This is a genomic window from Telluribacter roseus, from assembly GCF_017355915.2.
GTDB lineage: Bacteria > Bacteroidota > Bacteroidia > Cytophagales > Spirosomataceae > Telluribacter.
Map to the genome: position 1 here is coordinate 201879 of NZ_JAFEUV020000009.1, position 19226 is coordinate 221104.

Genomic DNA, 19226 nt, shown 5'->3' on the forward strand with positions numbered 1-19226 from the left:
TCGCGAGTGCAGGATGTAGTGTTTTATACCCCTGCACGATTAGATGTGGGAGGGTTTCTGCTTGTGTGTTAAATAGCTCCTACTCAAACAACTGGCACTCCTACCATGAAATCCCTACTCCTTGCCGCCTCCTTGTTTCTGCTGCCCTCATTCAACGCCAGACTGCATACACCCGCGGCCTCTCCCACCCAAGCCGGTGATGAAGCTTATACCAGGCCTGTTTTTATTGAGCTGCCTCTGGGAGCTATCAAGCCGACCGGCTGGCTCCGTAATCAGCTACTGATCATGCAGGAAGGTACTACCGGGCACCTGGACGAGGTACATGCCAAAATTAAGAACGACAACGGCTGGCTCGGAGGTAAAGGGGACGGCTGGGAAGAAACGCCCTACTGGCTGGATGGCGCGGTACCCCTGGCTTACCTGCTGGACAGCAAGCCTCTGAAAGAGAAAGTACTCAGGTACATAAACTGGACGCTCGATCACCAGCGGCCTTCGGGGTACTTCGGTCCTATCACTAAGGCCGAGCGGGAGCTGGGCGTACAGATCACGGCCGACAACTGTGAGCAGGGTGAGGACTGGTGGCCCAAGATGATCATGCTGAAAGTACTGCAGCAGTACTATACGGCTACGCAGGACCCGCGCGTCATCCCGTTCATGACGAAGTACTTCCGCTACCAGCTACAAAGCCTCAGGAAGTGCCCCGTAGGTAAGTGGACCGAGTGGGCTACCTCGCGAGGTACCGACAATGCCATGATAGCACAGTGGCTGTACAGCATCACCGGCGATAGATCACTACTGGAGCTGGCCTCGCTGGTGGAGTCACAGTCGTTTCCCTGGAGTACCTGGCTGGGCAACCGCGACTGGGTAATTGGAGCAGCCACCAACCAGAACAGCCAGAACTGGATGCACCGGCACGCGGTAAATGTAGGTATGGCCCTGAAGGCACCAGCCATTAACTACCAGCGCACCCATGATGAGGGCTACCTAAAAGCGCTTAAAACCGGCTTTAATGACCTGATGACGCTCCACGGGCTACCGATGGGTATCTTCTCCGGAGATGAAGACCTGAACGGCAATGATCCCACGCAGGGTGTAGAGCTATGCGCCATTGTAGAGTCTATGTTCTCGCTGGAGCAGATCATTGCTATTACAGGAGATATACAATACATGGATGCTCTGGAACGAATGACGTTCAACGCGCTACCTACCCAGACCACCGACGACTTCAACGCCAAGCAGTACTTCCAGATTGCCAATCAGGTACAGGTATCCCGAGGAGTATTTGACTTTTCCCTTCCCTTCGACCGCGAAATGAACAATGTATTCGGCATGCGGAGTGGCTATACCTGCTGCCTGGCCAACATGCACCAGGGTTGGACCAAGTTTGCGCAACACCTGTGGTACGCTACACCGGGTAAAGGAGTGGCCGCATTGGCGTATGCTCCCAACCAGCTCAAAGCCAAAGTAGGTAGCGACAACACCGAGATCACCATCGACGAGGTAACCAACTACCCATTTGACGATGTTATTCACTTTGAAATAAGTACCCCTAAGTCGGTGGCATTCCCGTTCCAGCTCCGGATCCCGGCCTGGTGCAAAGAAGCTACTATCATGGTAAACGGTAAAAGGCTGAGTACCGTAACGGGCGGACAACTATATACGCACCATCAGACCTGGAAGAACGGCGACAAGCTGACGCTGCAACTACCTATGGTAGTAACTACCTCCAACTGGGCCCGTAACTCCAGAGCCATTGAACGAGGGCCGCTGGTGTATGCCCTACGGCTGGAAGAACGCTGGGAAGAAGGGCACAATGAGGCCGAAGGGAAGTACTTCAGCATTTACCCTAAAGGCGACTGGAACTACGGGCTGGTAGAACAGGTCATCAAAGAGCCTCTAAAAAACATACAGGTCACTACCAGGCCGGTAGCTGACCCATTTGTATGGAATATCCATAATGCACCCATTGAACTCAAAACCACCGCCCGCAAAATACCCGGCTGGCAACTGGTAGATGGCCTGGCCCGACAGCCGGTTACTGACCGCAACGGACTGTACAAAGGCAGAGTCAGCGATACCACCGAGACCATCTCTTTGATCCCCTACGGGTGTACCAAGGTAAGGGTGGTGGCTTTTCCGGTAGTCAAATAGCAGGAGGCTGAAAATCCTCATCATAAAGAAGTTGCTGGCTTACATGAGTACATCCTTCCGCAACTTCACGGGCCGTACAGGGTACTTTGGGCGGGTACCAAATTTGCATACTGACTATTCTAATTAGAATAAAGTATGTCAGTAGCATCCACCCAGGGAGTAGCGCCCGTAGAGTTTCCGGCTCTTACTCCCAAAGAAATAAAAAAGCTGCGCAAAGACCCTGCGCGTACAGCCGAGGCAGTCGGCCTTACCTATGTGCGAAGTGATGAAGCCCCCGGTTATCAGCGCAAACGTGCCGGTAAGGGCTTTTACTACGTAGATGGGCAGGGAGCACGTTGTAAAGACGCCGAAGCCCTTAATCGCATTAAAACCCTGGCTATACCGCCTGCCTGGCAGAATGTATGGATCAGTGAGGACCCCAATACGCACCTGCAGGCGACGGGCATCGATGAAGCAGGCCGTAAGCAGTACCGGTATCACCCCTTCTGGAACCAGATCCGAAATCATACCAAGTACTACCGACTGTTGAATTTCTCGGATGCCCTACCCAAGCTACGCGAGCAGGTAGAGACCGACCTGCGCCACCGCAACGACGACCTGTACAAGGTCACGGCGCTGGTCATCAAGATCATGGAAAAGACCTGCATACGGGTAGGTAATATGCGGTACAAGGTTCAAAACGGTTCGTCGGGTATCACGACGCTGGATGCCAGACAGGTTACCGTCACCGGCAATACCATCCGCTTTACATTCAAAGGCAAGAAAGGAATCAAGCATGATATAACGCTGCGCGACCCCCAACTGGCGCGACTGGTCAAGCACTACAAGGAGATGCCCGGCCGGCGTCTTTTTCAGTATATCAACGACAACGGTAAGCGGAGTACTCTGAAAGCCGAACACGTTAATGAATACATTCGTACCCATACCGGGGGCAACTACTCCGCCAAGGACTTCCGTACCTGGATGGGTACCGTAACGGCCTTCGAATTTCTGAGCGCACAGCCTTCCTGTACCAGTCAACGCGACTTTAACCGCAAGGTCAACGCCTGCCTGGATGCCGTAGCGGCTCACCTGGGCAATACCCGGGCCGTATGCCGCAAGTACTATGTACATCCAGCCGTAACACAGGCGTATGAGCAGGATCGGCTGAAACGCTTCCTGAACCGTACAACCGACGATAACTCACTGCTTTCTGAAACGGAGCAACGGCTGAAAGCTTTGCTGGCCAGTCAGAAGTAGGACAGGTAGTTTATACGTACAACTATACCGGATAGTATACAAAAACAAGAGGAAGCCTATATAGGCTTCCTCTTGTTTCACTTAAAAAGTTAAGGGTGGTTTATTATTCGGAATAATCAATTATATCAGTATTACATAGCCGCAACTCGCTTGAATCCGCCCATAGATGTAGTACCTCCCCAGGCCTGACGCGTACCTACCTCTTTGGCAAGTACCTCATACAGATCAGAGAGTCTGGCTATGTGCTCATGCATCATGCTGGCCTCTTCACTATCTTTGTCCAAAAACTTAAGAACTTTCTGGTAGCAGTGTATAGTCGAGTATTCGGCATCTTTCAGCAGTCTTGCCAAAAGAGTACGATCTTCTACTCTATCCAATGAAACAGCGTTGGTTTTGATGGGGTTTTCGCGTAGATCACAATCATTCAACATGCACTTGAAGTAATCGTAAACCCACTGAATTTCTTTCTGAAATAGTAAAGCACTAATGTGGCCTTGATTGCATACACGTCGCAGCGAACCTAGGTCCTCCTTCTTCATCGCCTCTACATATAAGGCCTCTCTCTTCTTATGCTCGTTCCAAAGCATTGCTGTGCATTGTACGAACTCTTTTAGGTGCGCTTTATCCATGATGCTCACTCACAAACTGTTGAAGGTTAAAAATGGAAGTAGATATATACTCAATAAGATTTTAAAATAACTATACCACATTGCTTCCTAGTGTAGCGTTTTTCAAATCTCTCCACCTTCTAAAGCTCTCATAGAGAGCATATGTGCATAAAAAATTTTTTATAAGATTTTCAGCCATGATCAACAGGAAGTGTAGAAGGTGTGGACAAAGCGCCCCTACCTCTACACACTTTCCCCAACCTGCGAAAAATAAGTGTGTATTATACAATTAATATTAGATATAGCTGATATACAATATGTTATGTTTTGGCATTTTATTATCCTAAAAAAAACAGCATCTGTACTCTCTGAGGGAACTTTTTATAAAATGCCCAACTGGCGCCTCATATCTATTGTACAATAACTCACAGGTAATCAAATAATAGTAAATCAATTATAGAGATGCCCAACAAATAATGATGCCAATAGGCTCTATATGTAACCAAACTCCCACCAGTAACTACACTCTTACACTATACGTAAGGCTACACCTGGCATAAGCTAGTAACTGGTCCAGCCGGTAGTGCTGATCTATTCAGGATGCATCCAGCCACGAGACTATCTGCTGATGCCACTACCCAAAGCCACTGCGGTCTGATCGATGGCATCTTTAAGATTTATGGTAAATTAAGTGGCAAGACTTCGGAGAGTAGTTGTAGTATTTTACCTGGCCGGACGAAGATCTATTTCTTACTTCACGATCTCGTATGGTTAAGCTTGTTGGTAGGGCAGTAGAATGGTAAATCTGGCACCGCTTCCGGGTTTACCTTCTGCGTGGAGAACACCATTATGGGTATCAACTACTTTTTTGCAGAGCGCCAGACCAATTCCATAGCCTCCGTACGAACTGCGATCATTGAGCCGCTGAAAGATTGTAAAGATCTTATTGGCGTATTCCTGGTCGAAGCCAATCCCGTTGTCCTGTACCAGTATCTCTACGTAGTCATGGTGTGGCGGCAGCTTGGGAAACTGCTCCCTCCTATCAGCGTCCAGATGCTGTGCCCTGATGGTGATCTCCGGCTGCACATCCTCATTCGTGAATTTCAGAGCATTGCCGATCAGGTTATAGAACAGCTGGTTCATCTGCAGGGCAATCGCCTCTATAGTTGGGAGTTCGTCCAGCCTGATGATGGCATTCTTCTGATTGACTAACAGTTCGTAATCAGTCAGCACATTTTGAACAACCGCATTTAGGTCTACTTTCTCAAACCGGGAGCGATTCCTGGAAAGACGGGAGTAGTCGAGCAGGCTACTGATCAGGCCCGACATTCGCTTGGCCGACTCATCCACTTTGTCGAGGTACGGGTGGATGTCGCTCTCCTGATCCAGCTTCCCGGCAGCCATGTTGTTGAAGACGCGTATCTTCCGTAGGGGCTCCTGCAGATCATGCGACGCCACGTAGGCAAACTGCTCCAGCTCATCATTTGATCGCTTCAGATCCTCCACCAACTTTTCCAGCTGGAGTTGTGTCTCCTTAATAGGGGTCACATCCGTAAATACATTGATCAGGCGATCTTCATCCATTTTTGCCACCGACAGCTCAAGCCACCGGCCGGTAGTTTCCAGATAGTACTGTGTTATAAAGGGTTCGCCTGTCTCAAGCGTACGCAACGCTTGCTGGAATAAGGGGCTTTCCAGGATGCCCGGTACATTCTCTGAAATGGTATTCTTCAGAGATAGCTCTAGGGGAATACCGGTATGAACTTCGGAGGTGGCATTAGCGACAATGGTTCGACCATCTATGATTTCGCCCTTTTCGTTACGGATCATCTCAGTGACCGTAATACCACTCGGTGAATGCTTCAGAATGTTGTCCAGCAGGTTCTTCTGCTTCTCGATCTGGATGGCTGCTTTTCGCTGAGGAGATATGTTAGCAAACGTAACTACGATACCTTTTTCATCCCGCTTAACCGCCGAAATATCAAACCAGGAGTTCAGGTTCTGATTTACCGAGTAAAACTCCTTCCTATCCGACTGACCGGTTGTATATACCTGCTTGTACAGGTCGAAGATTCCGTTGTGCCGGGAGTTGGGAAAATAGAGGAGATAGCTTTTGCCTATAATGGACTCATCCAGACCAATGGTCGTGGAAAATGCTTTATTGATCTTCATGATGCGCAGGTCAACCATCTCACCACTGTCATCCAGAATAGCATCCAATGCAAATACGGCGTTGAAGGAAGCATCCAGTATACTATTGGCAAAAGCCGACTGCTCCTGTAGAGACTGCTGGGAATTTTTGAGCTCAGTGATATCGGTCAGCATACCCAAAAAACCATCATCCAGCTTAACGATAGAAAGGGTCAGCCAGCGGGCAGTACGCTCAATGTACTGCTCCCGCTCCACCGCCACTCCTGTCTCTACCACATCGACATAGCGCTGAAACTGATCCAGCGAATTAACGCCTTCCAGAATCTTTCGGAAGCTGTACTCTCTGCGCTCCTCATCTGTATAGCCAGTGAGCTCATTACTGCGCACGTTATAATGCAGCACCTGGAAGTCGATAATGGACCCGCTCTCATCACGTATAGCGGTGTAGACGACTATGCCAGTAGGCGAATGATCTACGATGGATCGTACGAGATGATTAGTGCTATGTACTCGTTGTTCGGCCTCCTGTATTTGCTGCTCCAGTACTTCCTCGGTCCTCTTCTGCTCCTGAATATCGGTCGAGGCTCCGTACCACTTCAGGATATCACCATTACTGTCCTTCATAGGTACACCTCTGGCCAGAAACCACCGAAAAGTACCATCGTATCGTTTAAGGCGGTATTCTACTTCATAGGCACTGCCAGTCTCTCTGGCCATCTGCCATGCCTTCTGTACTTTCTCATAATCTTCCGGATGTATGGCATGCATCCAGTTGCTTCTGAGCTGCTCATGGCTCACCCCCGTATAGTCCGAAAGGATCTTGTTGAAATAGGTAGGCTCGCCCTCAACATCCCTGGCCCAGATCAACTGGGGGATATTGTTGGTTACGAATTCAAGTTCTTTTTGAATAATGATGTGATTCAAACTGGTGAGCCTTTGCTCTATCTCGTGCATGACCATATGGGCAAAGCGCACCAGTAAGTGCTTGTCCAACTCGGAGAATGCTCTGGGCCGGGTGTCGACTATACAGGCCGTACCTATCTGATATCCACTCTTTGTTATCAGAGGCGCCCCTGCGTAAAATCTGATGCCACCCTCAGCGGCTACATACGGATTATCTTCAAAGCAAACCTCTCCGGAAGCATCTTCAATAATCAGGGGCTCTGTACCCAGTATAGTCAGTGAGCACAGACTGTCCTTTCGGTCTACCCGGTCCCTGCCGAAAGGCCCTACCTGCGACTTGTAGTACACATAGTCTTTATCGACCAGTGATATAAAGGCCATAGGTGCCCTATACACCTGGGCCATCATGTGGGTAATGTTATCAAATGCTTCCTCTACTGGGGTATATAAGATTTGGTACTTATATAAGGCTTCCAGTCTTTCTGCGTCATTCGGGGGTATAATATCTCGTAGTAAAGCTTCAAACATTACCAGACAAGGTTACTTTCATAAGTTATAGTCGGGGGACGATGCAACGTAGCAACTAAACCAGCCAACCCTGTTTTTGTTTTGGTCAGAAAAGCTTCCGGGCAGGTACCCGGAAGGTACTATTTCCTGTCCCTGCTCTTACCTGTCAGTATATTAATCTTCCCTTTTGAAACCGTTACTGAGTGTATAGTCTGGCTATGTACTATTAGACATAAAAAAAGCCTGACTTTGAACAGCCAGGCTTATATAATCACAGAGGAGGGTACGTATGTTATGCCCGCTGATGTACAGGTACAATAGGCAGGTCGAGTAATCGCGCTACTTCTAACTCAGCTTTCTCAAAGTCAACAGCCTCACAGGGCTCGCAGTGTAAAGCCTCAATCAAAGCGACATTGAATTTGGTCCGCTCGATCGAAGGATTGAATTCATACAGGCAGACGATCTTTACATGATCACCCTCCCGTTTGAAATACTGTCCTCCACCCTGACTGCGGAAGAAATCTTTATTCTCTTTCATCTTGTATCTCTATTTCAACTTTATAAAACAAAACGCTATTAAACAACTATAAAATATCTATGCCTGATACCTTAACTCGCTGACTACCAACCCTCACTCTCACAATTAACTAGCCATTCGGTACGGCATTTCCATGGGCTTGACTTCGACCAGCAGAGGTTTTATAGCCTCCTCATACCGCTTCTGTACAAACCCTTTTCTCAGATAGCCGGGTAGTTTCTCTATGAACTGCTCGTACTGCTGCTTACCCAATGCCCTGGCTACGTAAGCCTCGTGGATAGTATTTATGTACTGTACAGTTTCGAGCAGGCAGTGATGAAACAACCTGAAATCTATGTCGGCCTCTACAAATCGCTCTATCTCACGGTGTGTAGCCGATATCTTCAATCGTGAGAACAGATCAAAAAACGTAGTCGGACCTAGTTTATAAGCTACCGCCTCCCAGTGCTTCTTACTGAACTTCTTCAGTATCTCACCAGTGCTGGTGTTACGTTGCGCCGTTTCCGGATCGGCCTGCTGGCGTCGCCGCAACGCCTGTGCCTGCATGGTACGGGTAGTGCGCAGAAACTGCCCTACCTGGGCCTGCGACTCCTTAGGACTATCCACCAGCTGCAGGTTAGGCGTCCGGAAGCCCTCAGGCAGTGCCCGCAGACTAAAATGACCGGGAGCACCAAAGGCAGCAAAGCTAACCGGATGAGTATACCAGCCTTCCGTCACCAGACGTCCCAGGCGTAGCCTTACTATATTCTCACTTGTCGCTATACCTCCCTGAACCGCCAGGAATGCTTTGGCTCCAAACAACAGGCAGTAATAAGCCTGGGGAAAGGTCCAGTGCAGAGCGTTCCGGAGGTAGGATTCGTCGCCGTTGGCGGCCGTAGCACGCAAGGCATATTCAGTGTTCCAGCATTGGATAAGCATCTTTTCAGCATGCTCAATCCGCTCTTGTGTTAACGTGGGAGCGAATGACTGAAACAGGGGCAACTCTGCCAGCGAATAGTTGTCGCGCAGGTGCAGGATGTGCCTCTGAATTCCGAAGAAATGGTTAAGAAAGACCTGTGCCGGAATAGACCTCCGCCACTGCTCCTGCTCTTCCCACTTCACTTTCTCATTTGCTTCTTCCATTGCCATTGTATTTCAGTAATAATATAACACTACAATAACTATAAAAATTCCATATTACAGACTACACCTTATAAGTAATAAGCTGTTTTACAAAAACCTAAGTCACTGTCTCTTATTAAGTTGCAGTCTGTAATCAGCCGTGTACTGCTACTAAGCCGCCTGATTGAACATAAAGCGATCGGGCAGGTTGAGTCCCAGGTGCAGGTAAGCCTTTTCGGTTACCTCACGGCCACGAGGAGTACGCTTAATGAATCCCTCCTGAATCAGGTAAGGCTCATATACTTCCTCGATCGTTTCGGCTTCATCTCCAATAGCCGTGGCGATAGTACTTAATCCGACAGGCCCACCCTTGAACTTATCAATGATAGCCATCAGGATACGATTATCCATATCGTCCAGCCCTCCCTGATCTACCTCCAGAGCCACCAGCGTGCGCTTCACGATTTCCAGCGTAATGGTACCATCACCCAGTACCTGCGCAAAATCGCGCGTGCGGCGTAGCAGGTTGTTAGCAATACGCGGGGTACCCCTGCTTCGGCTGGCCAGTTCAAAGGCTCCTGCGTCATCAATGGGGCTCCCAAGAAGTGTTGCCGAACGGCTTATGATAGAAGCCAGTAATTCAGGCGAGTAATACTCCAGACGGGCATTGATACCAAAACGAGCACGCAACGGTGCAGTAAGCAAGCCGGCCCGGGTAGTAGCACCAATCAATGTAAACGGACTCAATCCAATCTGTACTGTGCGGGCATTAGGACCTGTATCCAGTACAATATCGATCTTGAAGTCTTCCATAGCCGAGTAGAGGTACTCTTCTACCACGGGATTGAGCCGGTGAATCTCATCTATAAAAAGTACATCGCCCGGCTGCAGGTTGGTCAGGATACCAGCCAGCTCACTAGGCTTATCCAGTACAGGGCCGGTGGTGGTCTTGATGCCTGCTCCCATCTCATTAGCCAAGATGTGGGAGAGCGTAGTTTTGCCCAGACCGGGAGGTCCGTACAGTAGTACATGATCCAGGGGCTCCTCACGCTGACGGGCCGCCTGCACAAATACCTTCAGGTTTTCTACTACTTTTTCCTGTCCGGTAAAGTCATCGAACGAAAGTGGCCTCAGCGCCCTTTCCAGTTCTACTTCACCATTCGAAACAGGCTTTTTTTGCCTCACTATACTACTGCTCATAGGACTATAACAGGTTGTTTATCTATAGTCAAATATACTAATTTTATGTTTAAGTTTTATCATACATGAGCTATAATATGATAAAATATTGCGCTATATTTACCATATAAAACAAGGTCAATATGAAAGGAAAACAAGCCGCACAACTAGTCATCAAGCAGGAGGTAGCTAACCTTGGTTATATAACCTCTAACTGCATCAGGATCAAGGAAGAGTGCAAAATGAACCGGTCAGAATTTGAAACAGCTGTAAGAGCAGGGCTATCGCTCTATGATCAGAGAGCCCTGGTACAGAACCGCCGACGCGCTGCCTGATCGCTACTGTACGGGCATTCAGACAGATCCATGTAGTATACATCAGGCCATTAGGTAGGTACTGGCATAGATTTGTATTCTACTAGTACAGTACTAATTGACTGTGAACTACATGAAATGCTTCATACATAGATTTTTAATACTATTCCTGGTGGGGAGTATGACTTCCTGTAACATCCGGATTCCGCCCATTACCCAATGGTTTCCGACTACTCCCAGGGAGATTTACGAGCGTGACCTGCGGCGTCAGAAACTGGACCGTACTCCCGCCGGTAGAGCCTGGCTGAGACAGGGCGAAGCAGTTCTGTCGGACTCTCTGCTGGTGGGTATCCCATACCGGGAAAAGAATTACTTTGCAGATTCGATTACTGCCCATTCCTACCGATTCACACTACCCGCTGGCCGTCGGCTGAGAGTATCGACTGATCCTATTGGCAATGATAGTACCTTACGCCTTTTTGCTGACTTGTTTCGGATAACTGAGACCGGCACTACGGAGCGGGTAGCTTATATGGCTAAGGATGATTCTGTTATTAGCTATGGAGGAAGCAAAGATGAATCACTGCTGCTACGCCTCCAGACCGGGCTTCACAATAAAGCTACCATTACACTTGATCTTACCACCGAACCGGTACTAGGATTTCCGGTAGCTGGCCGTGGACGTGCTGACATTATCAGCTACTGGGGAGCCGACCGTGATGCGGGCAGGCGTCGGCACGAAGGCATTGACATCAGAGCTCCCCGAGGTACTCCGGTAGTAGCGGCTGCCGACGGATTTGTATCCAATGTAGGTACTAATAATCTGGGAGGTAAGGTAGTGTCAGTATCTGTTACAGGATTGAGCGTGTCGTTGTACTACGCCCACCTGGATACGCAACTGGTATCCATAGGGCAGCGGGTAAAGCAGGGGGATACACTAGGTACTGTGGGCAATACCGGTAACGCCATCACTACAGCACCTCACCTGCACTTCGGGATTTACGGAGGCTGGTCGGGAGCTCGTAACCCACTCCCCTACGTAGATGACCGCCCGGAGAGGTTGCCCAAGCTGGCTACCTCCCGCTGGATAGGTGATACAGCCCGACTTGCGCAGAAGGCTACGGTATTTCGTACGTCAGATCTGAAGGAAAGGGTGGCCAGTCTGGATCGGCATTCAGTAGTATGGGTTACGGGTCAGACGGCCAGGGGTTACCGGGTACTGCTACCGGATGGTACCCATGGCTATATAGGTACTACTACATTACAGCCTATTGAGGGGCAGATCACCCGTAGAAAGCTAAATACCCCACTACCGCTGGTGGCTCAGCCCGTAGATGGAGCCGGAACGGTCCGATCACTTACGGGAAATGAGACAGTAGAGGTACTGGGGTACTACGAAAATTTTCAGCTGGTAAGGACTGAAGATGGCGCTACGGGCTGGCTCCCGGAAGAGCAGCCCGCCAGTGGTCGATAGTTATATTACCACAGTACTTTCAGACCAGCCTTTTTATAAGCTCCAAAGTTCAGGTCAGGAGTCAGCAACGGGATCTCCAGAGATACTGCATGGGCTACCAGCCAGCGATTGTATATGTTCTCACTACTGAGCAGCTGGTTGGCTGGCCCTGACTTGGAATCAGCCGCTACTTCGATAGTCTGATTAGTAGCCTGAATACGAGTAAACTCATTCATGGCCTGCGGATTCATCTCAGCGGTAGTTAAACCGAAGCTCTTGCTCATCCGGGTCACAAAGGCACCAAAGTCAGCGCGTAGCATGTATTGCCCTTCACGGACTTTCTCGGCCCACTCCCACCAGGTAGCCATACTTACAACGCACTCAGTATCGGCATCATTCAGGATCAGCAGGGCGTTATGTGAGAGGCGGGATGGATCCCGCACCAGGTAGTCAAGCGTAGGCGTATCTACCAGTACACGGGTAGGCAGTTTACGCAGGTCGGCAATGGTTTTGTCAGCGTGATAGCGCTCAGAAAAGTCGGTCCCCCATACGTCCGGACTTACGTATACGACATTCTGTTTGATCCACTTCTGCCAGGCTACTTCTTTTCTGGCATCTGTTTTCTCTGCTTCTTTTTTAAGCGGCTTGGCCGGTGTTGTTGGTAGTACTGCGAGTTTCTGCTGCTTCATTTCTACTATTAGTTTTTAACCAGTGAGGGGGACATTGATTTAAAATCCATTCAGGTAATGGTTGGGAAGAATCAGTAAAGCTTCGGTGCCATTCTTCCAGCTTCTGGCTTTTCCACTCAAGGTACTCAGTCATAATACCTTCGGGTGAGTTATGGGTAGTACCGGCGCGACGGAAAGCATACATAATATCCTTGACGCTTTCGAGGGGATATGTAGTGAGCAGAAACTGCGCATGCTTACGCAGCTGCTCCACCGATGGTACGGTAGTCCGTCGGCGACTTTCGTACTGCACCCACGCAAATGCCAGTAGTTTCAGTACAGTCTCTTCGCCCAGGCGCGGCATTATATCTCTAAGCTTGGGAGCCTCAAAGGCATCCTGAAGCCGAACGCTCAATTCCACCGCTCTATACGCCTCCAGAGCCCGGTCATCGCTATCAGCAGCTATATCCTGCCAGCTCATACCGTTCAGCCATTTTAGTAGCAGGTCTTCGGGCCTCCAGCGTATAGTACTGGAAGTTCCGCCCTCACCTAAATTGTTTTTATACTCTGAACCACTCATGGTTAAATTATTTTTACGCTTTAAGTTGTTTAGATAAATAAGATTTATCTAATTTTGAAATAAATGCAATTAAAATATAATACACCATGGCTCATAAGTCCCCCGAAACTGATAACCCAAGCGATATTTACGGCTGTCTTGAATATATAATGGCTTCCAAAGGCCTCACAGCTTATGCGCTCAGCAAAGAGCTTGGTTTTGATAAGCCTGCCAAACTTTACACCATACTGCGCCGCAAGACTAAGCCCAGCTATGAAACCCTGATTAGTATCGTCAACCGGTTTGATGATATCAATGGTGACTGGCTGCTACGTGGATCAGGAGAACCCTTTAAGTCCAGGCAGTCACACCCGGCAAACAAATCAGCTGAAAGTACCTCTCAGGCAGACTCCGCAGCGCCTTCTAACGAAGTCATTGTACTGCGTGAACGGAACAATATGCTCGAACGACAGCTAAGCGACCGCGATGATACCATCCAGCTTCTCAAACAGCAGATCATGATTCTGCGGGAGGTGATTCATCGTGAGCCGGGCAACCTGACCGCCCTCTAAAAGGGCAGGTCGTTTGCACGTGTCAATGGTGGCAAAGGAGATAGCGTCAACAGGTTATGCAAGTCTTCCGGCCCGCACAGGTGCATCAACGCTTCCAGGTTCTCATCGGTATCCACTACTATAGTCTGGTGGGTGGTGACCAGCCGTGTCTGACGCGGCTCCACCTCCACAAGCTCTACCATATCAGGATTGACCAGATATAGTACCTTATCTCCTTTTAATGCTATCATTGACATACTGATAGTTGCTTGTTGTCAGGCTGCTTCTGCCGAGCTGTTCAGTGAGTAATCGTCCAGCGATTCCAGGGCATTATAGTACGACCGTGAGATAAGCTTGTGCTGAGCACCACTGGTCAGCGTCTCGCTGCGGTACACACGATGGTCACGGGTATACTCACGCAACTCACGAACGCGGCTGGCTGGAGCTGTCTCGTAAGAGAAGCGGGCAATGTACCACGACTTGGTAGGATCAGCCTTGCTGAACACCTTCTCCGGACGCACGGTCACCATTACATCACAAAGTGTCTGCCGCTCGTACAGAATAGGCTCCATCATACGATACAGTTCGTTGACAGAGGTGTTATTGAACATGATGGACGATACACAATCCTCATCATCTACAAAGAATATCTCCGCCCACAGTTCGCGAACGGTACGACCAAAGAGAGTATCTTCAAATATGCGGTAGGCTATAGGCTGAAACGAGAAGCTTGTCAGCATCCGTCCTTTCTCATCGGTCAGGATACGCTCACCATACAGGTTGAACTGACCGCTCTGCCCGTTGAAGCGATATTCACGCGGACGACCTTCAAAGTACAGGTACTTGTCCATGATCAGGGTTTCACCTGACTCTTCATCCACTCGCATCAACTGATAGGAGCGCAGGTTCTGCTCTTCTCCATTTTGAGTGCTTAGCTCGTTGTTTGCTTTCATGTCTGAGTGTACAATAGAAATAAGTAATACAGTAAAACAATTGTGTGACAAATCAGCTCTAAAAGCTGTTTAACGCCCACCTTTGTATTACAAATATAAAACATATCTATAATATATATATCACACACACTAATTATTTTTTGGGCTAAACACACATTTTTTTTACATACGGGTAGCCAGCCTCTGATATAAAAAAGACCGCCAATAGGCGGTCTTGCGGTGTTATAAGCGTAGGTACTTTATCTATCTGAAGTCATCATCATCTTCGTTATCCTCCTTCTCGAGATCTTCCATTGTGAGATCTTCCAGATCATCCAGATTCATATCCAGCCCTTCCTCTTCGTTGGTTCGGCGCTCAGCCTCAAAGAGATCATCGACTATGTGCAGATTGTTCTCTAAGGTCACATCGCCAATCAGTTCCATAGGTATGTCGTTCTGAGCATGATCGTAGCGGGTAGAGTGGTTTTTGGTTCCGTTGGGGAACGTACTCTCGCCCGGTCTGCGGTCAATCATTGTCAGGTTTGTTCTTTCCTGTCTTATGCGGTCCTTGTCCAAATTCTCATTGTCCTCAGGAGATATATCCCTATTTTTCATGATTTCTCTGTATTTATTGATTTTACAGTTTCTTTCACAGTTTTCTCCTCCGGCTACTCCTCATTCTGACTGTTCTTCTTCATCATTTCATAGCTGTCCTGGAGGTCTTCATTCTTATTCTGGTCCGACTGTCTGCGATCCATATCTTCATCTGCCAGGGGCAGCGTAGCTTCCCATTTGGCCTGTCCTCCGTTGGCGCTGTATCCCTTGTCAGGGTCAGAGTCTTCCAGAGGAATATCCCGGTACCCATTTCCCACTTCTATTGTGTTTTCAGGCATCTGGTCGTCCGGATCGTACGTCTTTGGCTCATTCTGCCTGGTGTTATCATCACTCTGGTAGTGAGCCATCGAATTATCTTCGTTATCACGTGTCTTTGACTTATTCATAGCAAATTCTGTTTTGAACAGGTTATGCAGACCGTGGTAAAATAACTGTTCCGTCTTGTCAAAGCAGCTTAATGTTGTTGGCAGGCTCTTCTTGAGTAGGGAAAAGAGGAAGTATTTCCTCAATAGGGTAGAAAGACGACGAACATAAAAAAAGCGGCCTCCTGAAACCAGGAAGCCGCTTACCCACTAGTAGTGGAGTTATATTATAATGTACGCTTCACTTCGCGTAGCTCAAAGCTTTCGATGATATCACCTTCTTCGATGTCATTGAAGTTCTTGATGTTCAGACCACACTCGTAACCTGACCGTACTTCATTGACGTCATCTTTGTAGCGCTTGAGGGAGTCGATTTCACCGGTATGGATAACGATACCCTCACGGATGATCCGGATCTTGTTATTACGCTTCACAAATCCGTCAGTTACGTAACATCCGGCAATGGTACCGATGCGGCTGATCTTGAAGGTTTCACGAATCTCGATATTACCAGTCACCACCTCTTCAACGGTCGGTGCCAACATACCCGTCATCGCATCCTTGATCTCCTCAATAGCACGGTAGATAACCGAGTAGTGACGAATCTCGATCTGCTCCTGCTCAGCCATTTTCTTGGCGTTAGGCGAAGGACGTACCTGGAATCCTACGATGATCGCATCCGAAGCAATAGCCAGGTTCACATCCGATTCGGAGATCTGACCCACGGCCTTGTGGATGATGTTAACCTGGATCTCCTGGGTAGACAGCTGCAGTAGTGAGTCAGACAAGGCCTCTACTGAACCGTCCACGTCACCTTTCACGATCAGGTTAAGCTCCTTGAAGCTACCGATTGCCTTACGACGACCAATCTCTTCCAGTGTAATGTGCTTACGGGTACGCATGTTCTGCTCACGCAGGATCTGCTCACGTTTGTTGGCAATATCACGCGCATCACGCTCATTCTCCATTACGTTGAACTTATCACCTGCCTGTGGCGCACCACTCAGACCCAGCACCTGCACCGGTGTAGAAGGGCCTGCTTCTTTAAGACGTTTACCACGGTAGTCGGTCATGGCCTTCACACGGCCAAAGTTAGCTCCCGCCAATAGTACATCTCCTACTCGTAAGGTACCATTCTCTACCAGTACGGTAGTCACATACCCACGACCTTTATCAAGAGAGGCTTCAATGACAGTACCTACGGCGCGACGGTTAGGGTTGGCTTTCAATTCAAGAAGCTCCGCTTCCAGTAGCACCTTTTCAAGCAGATCATCAATACCCATTCCGGACTTCGATGATATTTCCTGAGCCTGGTACTTACCACCCCAGTCTTCGACGAGGAGGTTCATATTGGCAAGCTCTTCACGGATCTTTTCCGTGTTAGCACCGGGCTTATCTACCTTACTGAATGCAAATACGATAGGTACACCGGCTACCTGGGCGTGGTTGATCGCTTCACGCGTTTGAGGCATGACGCTATCGTCAGCCGCGATAACAATAATAACTACGTCCGTTACCTGGGCTCCACGGGCACGCATCGCCGTGAAGGCCTCGTGACCAGGTGTATCCAGGAAGGTCACCTGCTTGCCCGTCTTAGTTTTAACACTATAGGCACCAATGTGCTGCGTAATACCTCCGGCCTCACCGCCCGCCACGTTGGCTTCGCGGATATAGTCAAGGAGTGATGTCTTACCGTGGTCAACGTGTCCCATGATCGTAACAATAGGCGCACGCTCTACCAGATCCTCCGGACTATCTACTTCAACCGAAACATCGTTCTGTACTTCTTCTTCGGCTGAGATAAACTCTACTGCATAACCAAATTCATCGGCGATGAACGTAATGGCTTCGGCATCCAGACGCTGGTTGATCGAAACGAACATACCCATGCTCATACATACCGATATTACTTCCTGCACGGTTACATCCATAAAGGATGCCAGGTCGTTGGCCGAGATAAACTCGGTCACGCGCAGTACTTTTGCCTCATCCTGATCTGAGTTAAAGTCATCCTGCTCTGAACGGTCACGACGACGGCCTCTTCCTTTGGCACCTCCGCCCCGTACATTACCACCACCCATACGGGCCATTGTGGCTTTGATATTATCAGATACCTCTTTCTGAGATACTTCTTCGCGACGGTCACGACGACGTCCAGGACCAGAACCTGCTTTATTAGCATCTTTTCCTTTGGCGCCAGGCGCTGTTGTAGCAGGTGTATTGCCTGTTTTGGCAGCGGGTGCTCCCTCTTTGGGTTTGTTACCAGCCGCCCCCGGAGTAGCATTGGCAGTAGCGGCTTCACCGGCCACAGGACCAGCGGCTCCTTCACGGATACGCTTCCGCTTCCGACGACGTTTCTTATCGGCATTGGAATCACCACCACCAGCAGCCGGCGTCTCCTTCTTACGGTTCCGGTCGGTAGGTAGTTCTATCTTTCCTACCACGCGCAGACCACGTAGCTGCTCACCCTTAGCCTCAATGAGCTCGGGAGGAGTAGCCTCGGGTACAGGCTGTACAGCAGGCTTCTTGGGCTCTTCCTGCGGCTTGGCAGGCTGAGGTCTTTCTGCTGCTACCGGACGCGGAGCAGGACGCTCTTCCCGAACAGGAGCGGGCTTCTCTGTATTCACTGGCGCAGGCGCCTCTGGCTGCTTGGCTACCGGAGTAGGCTCTGCTGCCTTGATAGGCTCAGGAGCTGGAGTTGGCTTGGCTTCCGGCTTAGGCTCCTCACGAGGCGCTTCTACCTTAGCTGGAGCGGGCTCTTCCTTGGCAGGCGGCACTATAGCCTCTGCCTTGGGAGCTACTACTTCCGGTTCTTTTCTGACAGGCTCTTCGGCCTTGGGTGGGGTAGCTGGCATAACCGGCTCTTCTTTCTTAACTGGCTCTTGTGCTATCGCACTTTCCGGCTGAGGAGGAGTTACTGGCTTTCCTGTACCCAGATCTATTCTTCCGACTACCTTAATACCAGGTAATCTGTTTTCGGTTGAAACCCGTGATGACTCCACTTCTCTTTCAACCGGTGTATCGTTTTCTGACTTATCGGCCGCTTTGGCTGGCGGCGGTGTACGGAAATAAAGTATATCCTCAAAATCGCTTTTGACTTTTTCCTCCTTCTTCTCTGCAGCAGGTTCTGCCGGAGCTGGCTTGCGCGGAATAACCGCCGACTGCAGCTCATTCGACTTGAAGTCCTTGGCCAGGAATTCAATCTGTTCGGAGTTGATTTTGGTATTAGGATTGGTTTCCACCTTAAACCCCTTGGCAGACAGATGATCCACGATCGTAGAAATACCTACGTTCAGGATTCGTGCCACTTGGCTTAGGCGCATCATTTTATCTTCTGCCATACTAGCAAGTAAAAAAGTGTTTTCTTTTATGGGTAATCAATTATTAGCAAATTA

Annotated in this window: 17 protein-coding genes; 5 read left to right on the forward strand and 12 right to left on the reverse strand. The window is 49.2% G+C overall.

Translation table 11 applies throughout. The features are described from left to right. Positions 1-105: 105 nt before the first annotated feature. Together JTN23_RS17395 and JTN23_RS17400 are read left to right on the forward strand one after the other, a co-directional pair. Positions 106-2151: a beta-L-arabinofuranosidase domain-containing protein gene (locus JTN23_RS17395; RefSeq protein WP_247236305.1), complete on the forward strand. Its 2046-nt coding sequence runs from the start codon at positions 106-108 to the stop codon at positions 2149-2151. Between the two features lie 135 nt (positions 2152-2286). Next, positions 2287-3390 (forward strand): DNA topoisomerase IB, encoded by a 1104-nt coding sequence (locus JTN23_RS17400; protein WP_247236306.1) that lies wholly within the window; start codon positions 2287-2289, stop codon positions 3388-3390. Positions 3391-3521: 131 nt separating this feature from the next. On the opposite strand, the gene JTN23_RS17405 is transcribed toward JTN23_RS17400, so the two are convergent. From JTN23_RS17405 to ruvB, 5 genes are all read right to left on the reverse strand, one after another. Continuing rightward, positions 3522-3821, reverse strand: a complete 300-nt coding sequence (locus JTN23_RS17405; protein ID WP_247236307.1) for a hypothetical protein — start codon at positions 3819-3821, stop codon at positions 3522-3524. Positions 3822-4769: 948 nt separating this feature from the next. Then, entirely contained in the window at positions 4770-7580 is a 2811-nt protein-coding gene (locus JTN23_RS17410; protein WP_247236308.1) for an ATP-binding protein, read from the reverse strand. 271 nt (positions 7581-7851) lie between these two features. Next, positions 7852-8097, reverse strand: coding sequence for a hypothetical protein (locus tag JTN23_RS17415; RefSeq protein WP_247236309.1), 246 nt, complete (start codon positions 8095-8097; stop codon positions 7852-7854). Between the two features lie 105 nt (positions 8098-8202). Continuing rightward, on the reverse strand, positions 8203-9219 hold the full coding sequence (locus JTN23_RS17420; RefSeq protein ID WP_247236310.1) for a hypothetical protein: 1017 nt from the start codon (positions 9217-9219) through the stop codon (positions 8203-8205). Between the two features lie 150 nt (positions 9220-9369). Then, positions 9370-10398 (reverse strand): Holliday junction branch migration DNA helicase RuvB, encoded by a 1029-nt coding sequence (gene ruvB / locus JTN23_RS17425; RefSeq protein ID WP_247236311.1) that lies wholly within the window; start codon positions 10396-10398, stop codon positions 9370-9372. A 122-nt stretch (positions 10399-10520) separates the two neighbouring features. Between ruvB and JTN23_RS17430 the strand changes: the two genes are divergently transcribed. Both JTN23_RS17430 and JTN23_RS17435 read left to right on the forward strand, forming a co-directional pair. Then, positions 10521-10712 carry a hypothetical protein gene (locus JTN23_RS17430; protein WP_247236312.1) on the forward strand — a complete coding sequence of 64 codons (192 nt, stop codon included), beginning with the start codon at positions 10521-10523 and terminating at the stop codon, positions 10710-10712. Positions 10713-10872: 160 nt separating this feature from the next. Continuing rightward, entirely contained in the window at positions 10873-12165 is a 1293-nt protein-coding gene (locus JTN23_RS17435; protein WP_247236313.1) for a M23 family metallopeptidase, read from the forward strand. 5 nt (positions 12166-12170) lie between these two features. Here JTN23_RS17435 and JTN23_RS17440 read toward each other — a convergent pair whose 3' ends face one another. After that, positions 12171-12833 (reverse strand): type II toxin-antitoxin system VapC family toxin, encoded by a 663-nt coding sequence (locus JTN23_RS17440; RefSeq protein WP_247236314.1) that lies wholly within the window; start codon positions 12831-12833, stop codon positions 12171-12173. Next, positions 12781-13392, reverse strand: coding sequence for a hypothetical protein (locus JTN23_RS17445; protein WP_247236315.1), 612 nt, complete (start codon positions 13390-13392; stop codon positions 12781-12783). The genes JTN23_RS17440 and JTN23_RS17445 overlap by 53 nt, the downstream gene beginning before the upstream one ends. An 86-nt stretch (positions 13393-13478) precedes the next feature. Here JTN23_RS17445 and JTN23_RS17450 point away from each other — a divergent pair, with 86 nt between their 5' ends. After that, positions 13479-13943, forward strand: a complete 465-nt coding sequence (locus JTN23_RS17450) for a hypothetical protein (RefSeq protein WP_247236316.1) — start codon at positions 13479-13481, stop codon at positions 13941-13943. Here JTN23_RS17450 and JTN23_RS17455 read toward each other — a convergent pair. The 5 genes from JTN23_RS17455 to infB form a co-directional block, all read right to left on the reverse strand. Then, a complete protein-coding gene (locus JTN23_RS17455) occupies positions 13940-14179 on the reverse strand; it encodes a hypothetical protein (RefSeq protein ID WP_247236317.1) in 240 nt (79 codons plus the stop codon). The genes JTN23_RS17450 and JTN23_RS17455 overlap by 4 nt on opposite strands. Before the next feature lie 18 nt (positions 14180-14197). Beyond that, positions 14198-14875 (reverse strand): hypothetical protein, encoded by a 678-nt coding sequence (locus tag JTN23_RS17460; RefSeq protein ID WP_247236318.1) that lies wholly within the window; start codon positions 14873-14875, stop codon positions 14198-14200. Between the two features lie 243 nt (positions 14876-15118). Next, on the reverse strand, positions 15119-15469 hold the full coding sequence (locus JTN23_RS17465; RefSeq protein ID WP_247236319.1) for a hypothetical protein: 351 nt from the start codon (positions 15467-15469) through the stop codon (positions 15119-15121). A 53-nt stretch (positions 15470-15522) separates the two neighbouring features. After that, the gene (locus tag JTN23_RS17470; protein ID WP_247236320.1) at positions 15523-15855 is read right to left on the reverse strand and encodes a hypothetical protein; all 333 of its coding nucleotides are present in this window, start codon (positions 15853-15855) and stop codon (positions 15523-15525) included. Between the two features lie 203 nt (positions 15856-16058). Then, positions 16059-19172: a translation initiation factor IF-2 gene (gene infB, locus JTN23_RS17475; RefSeq protein ID WP_247236321.1), complete on the reverse strand. Its 3114-nt coding sequence runs from the start codon at positions 19170-19172 to the stop codon at positions 16059-16061. Positions 19173-19226: the final 54 nt, after the last annotated feature.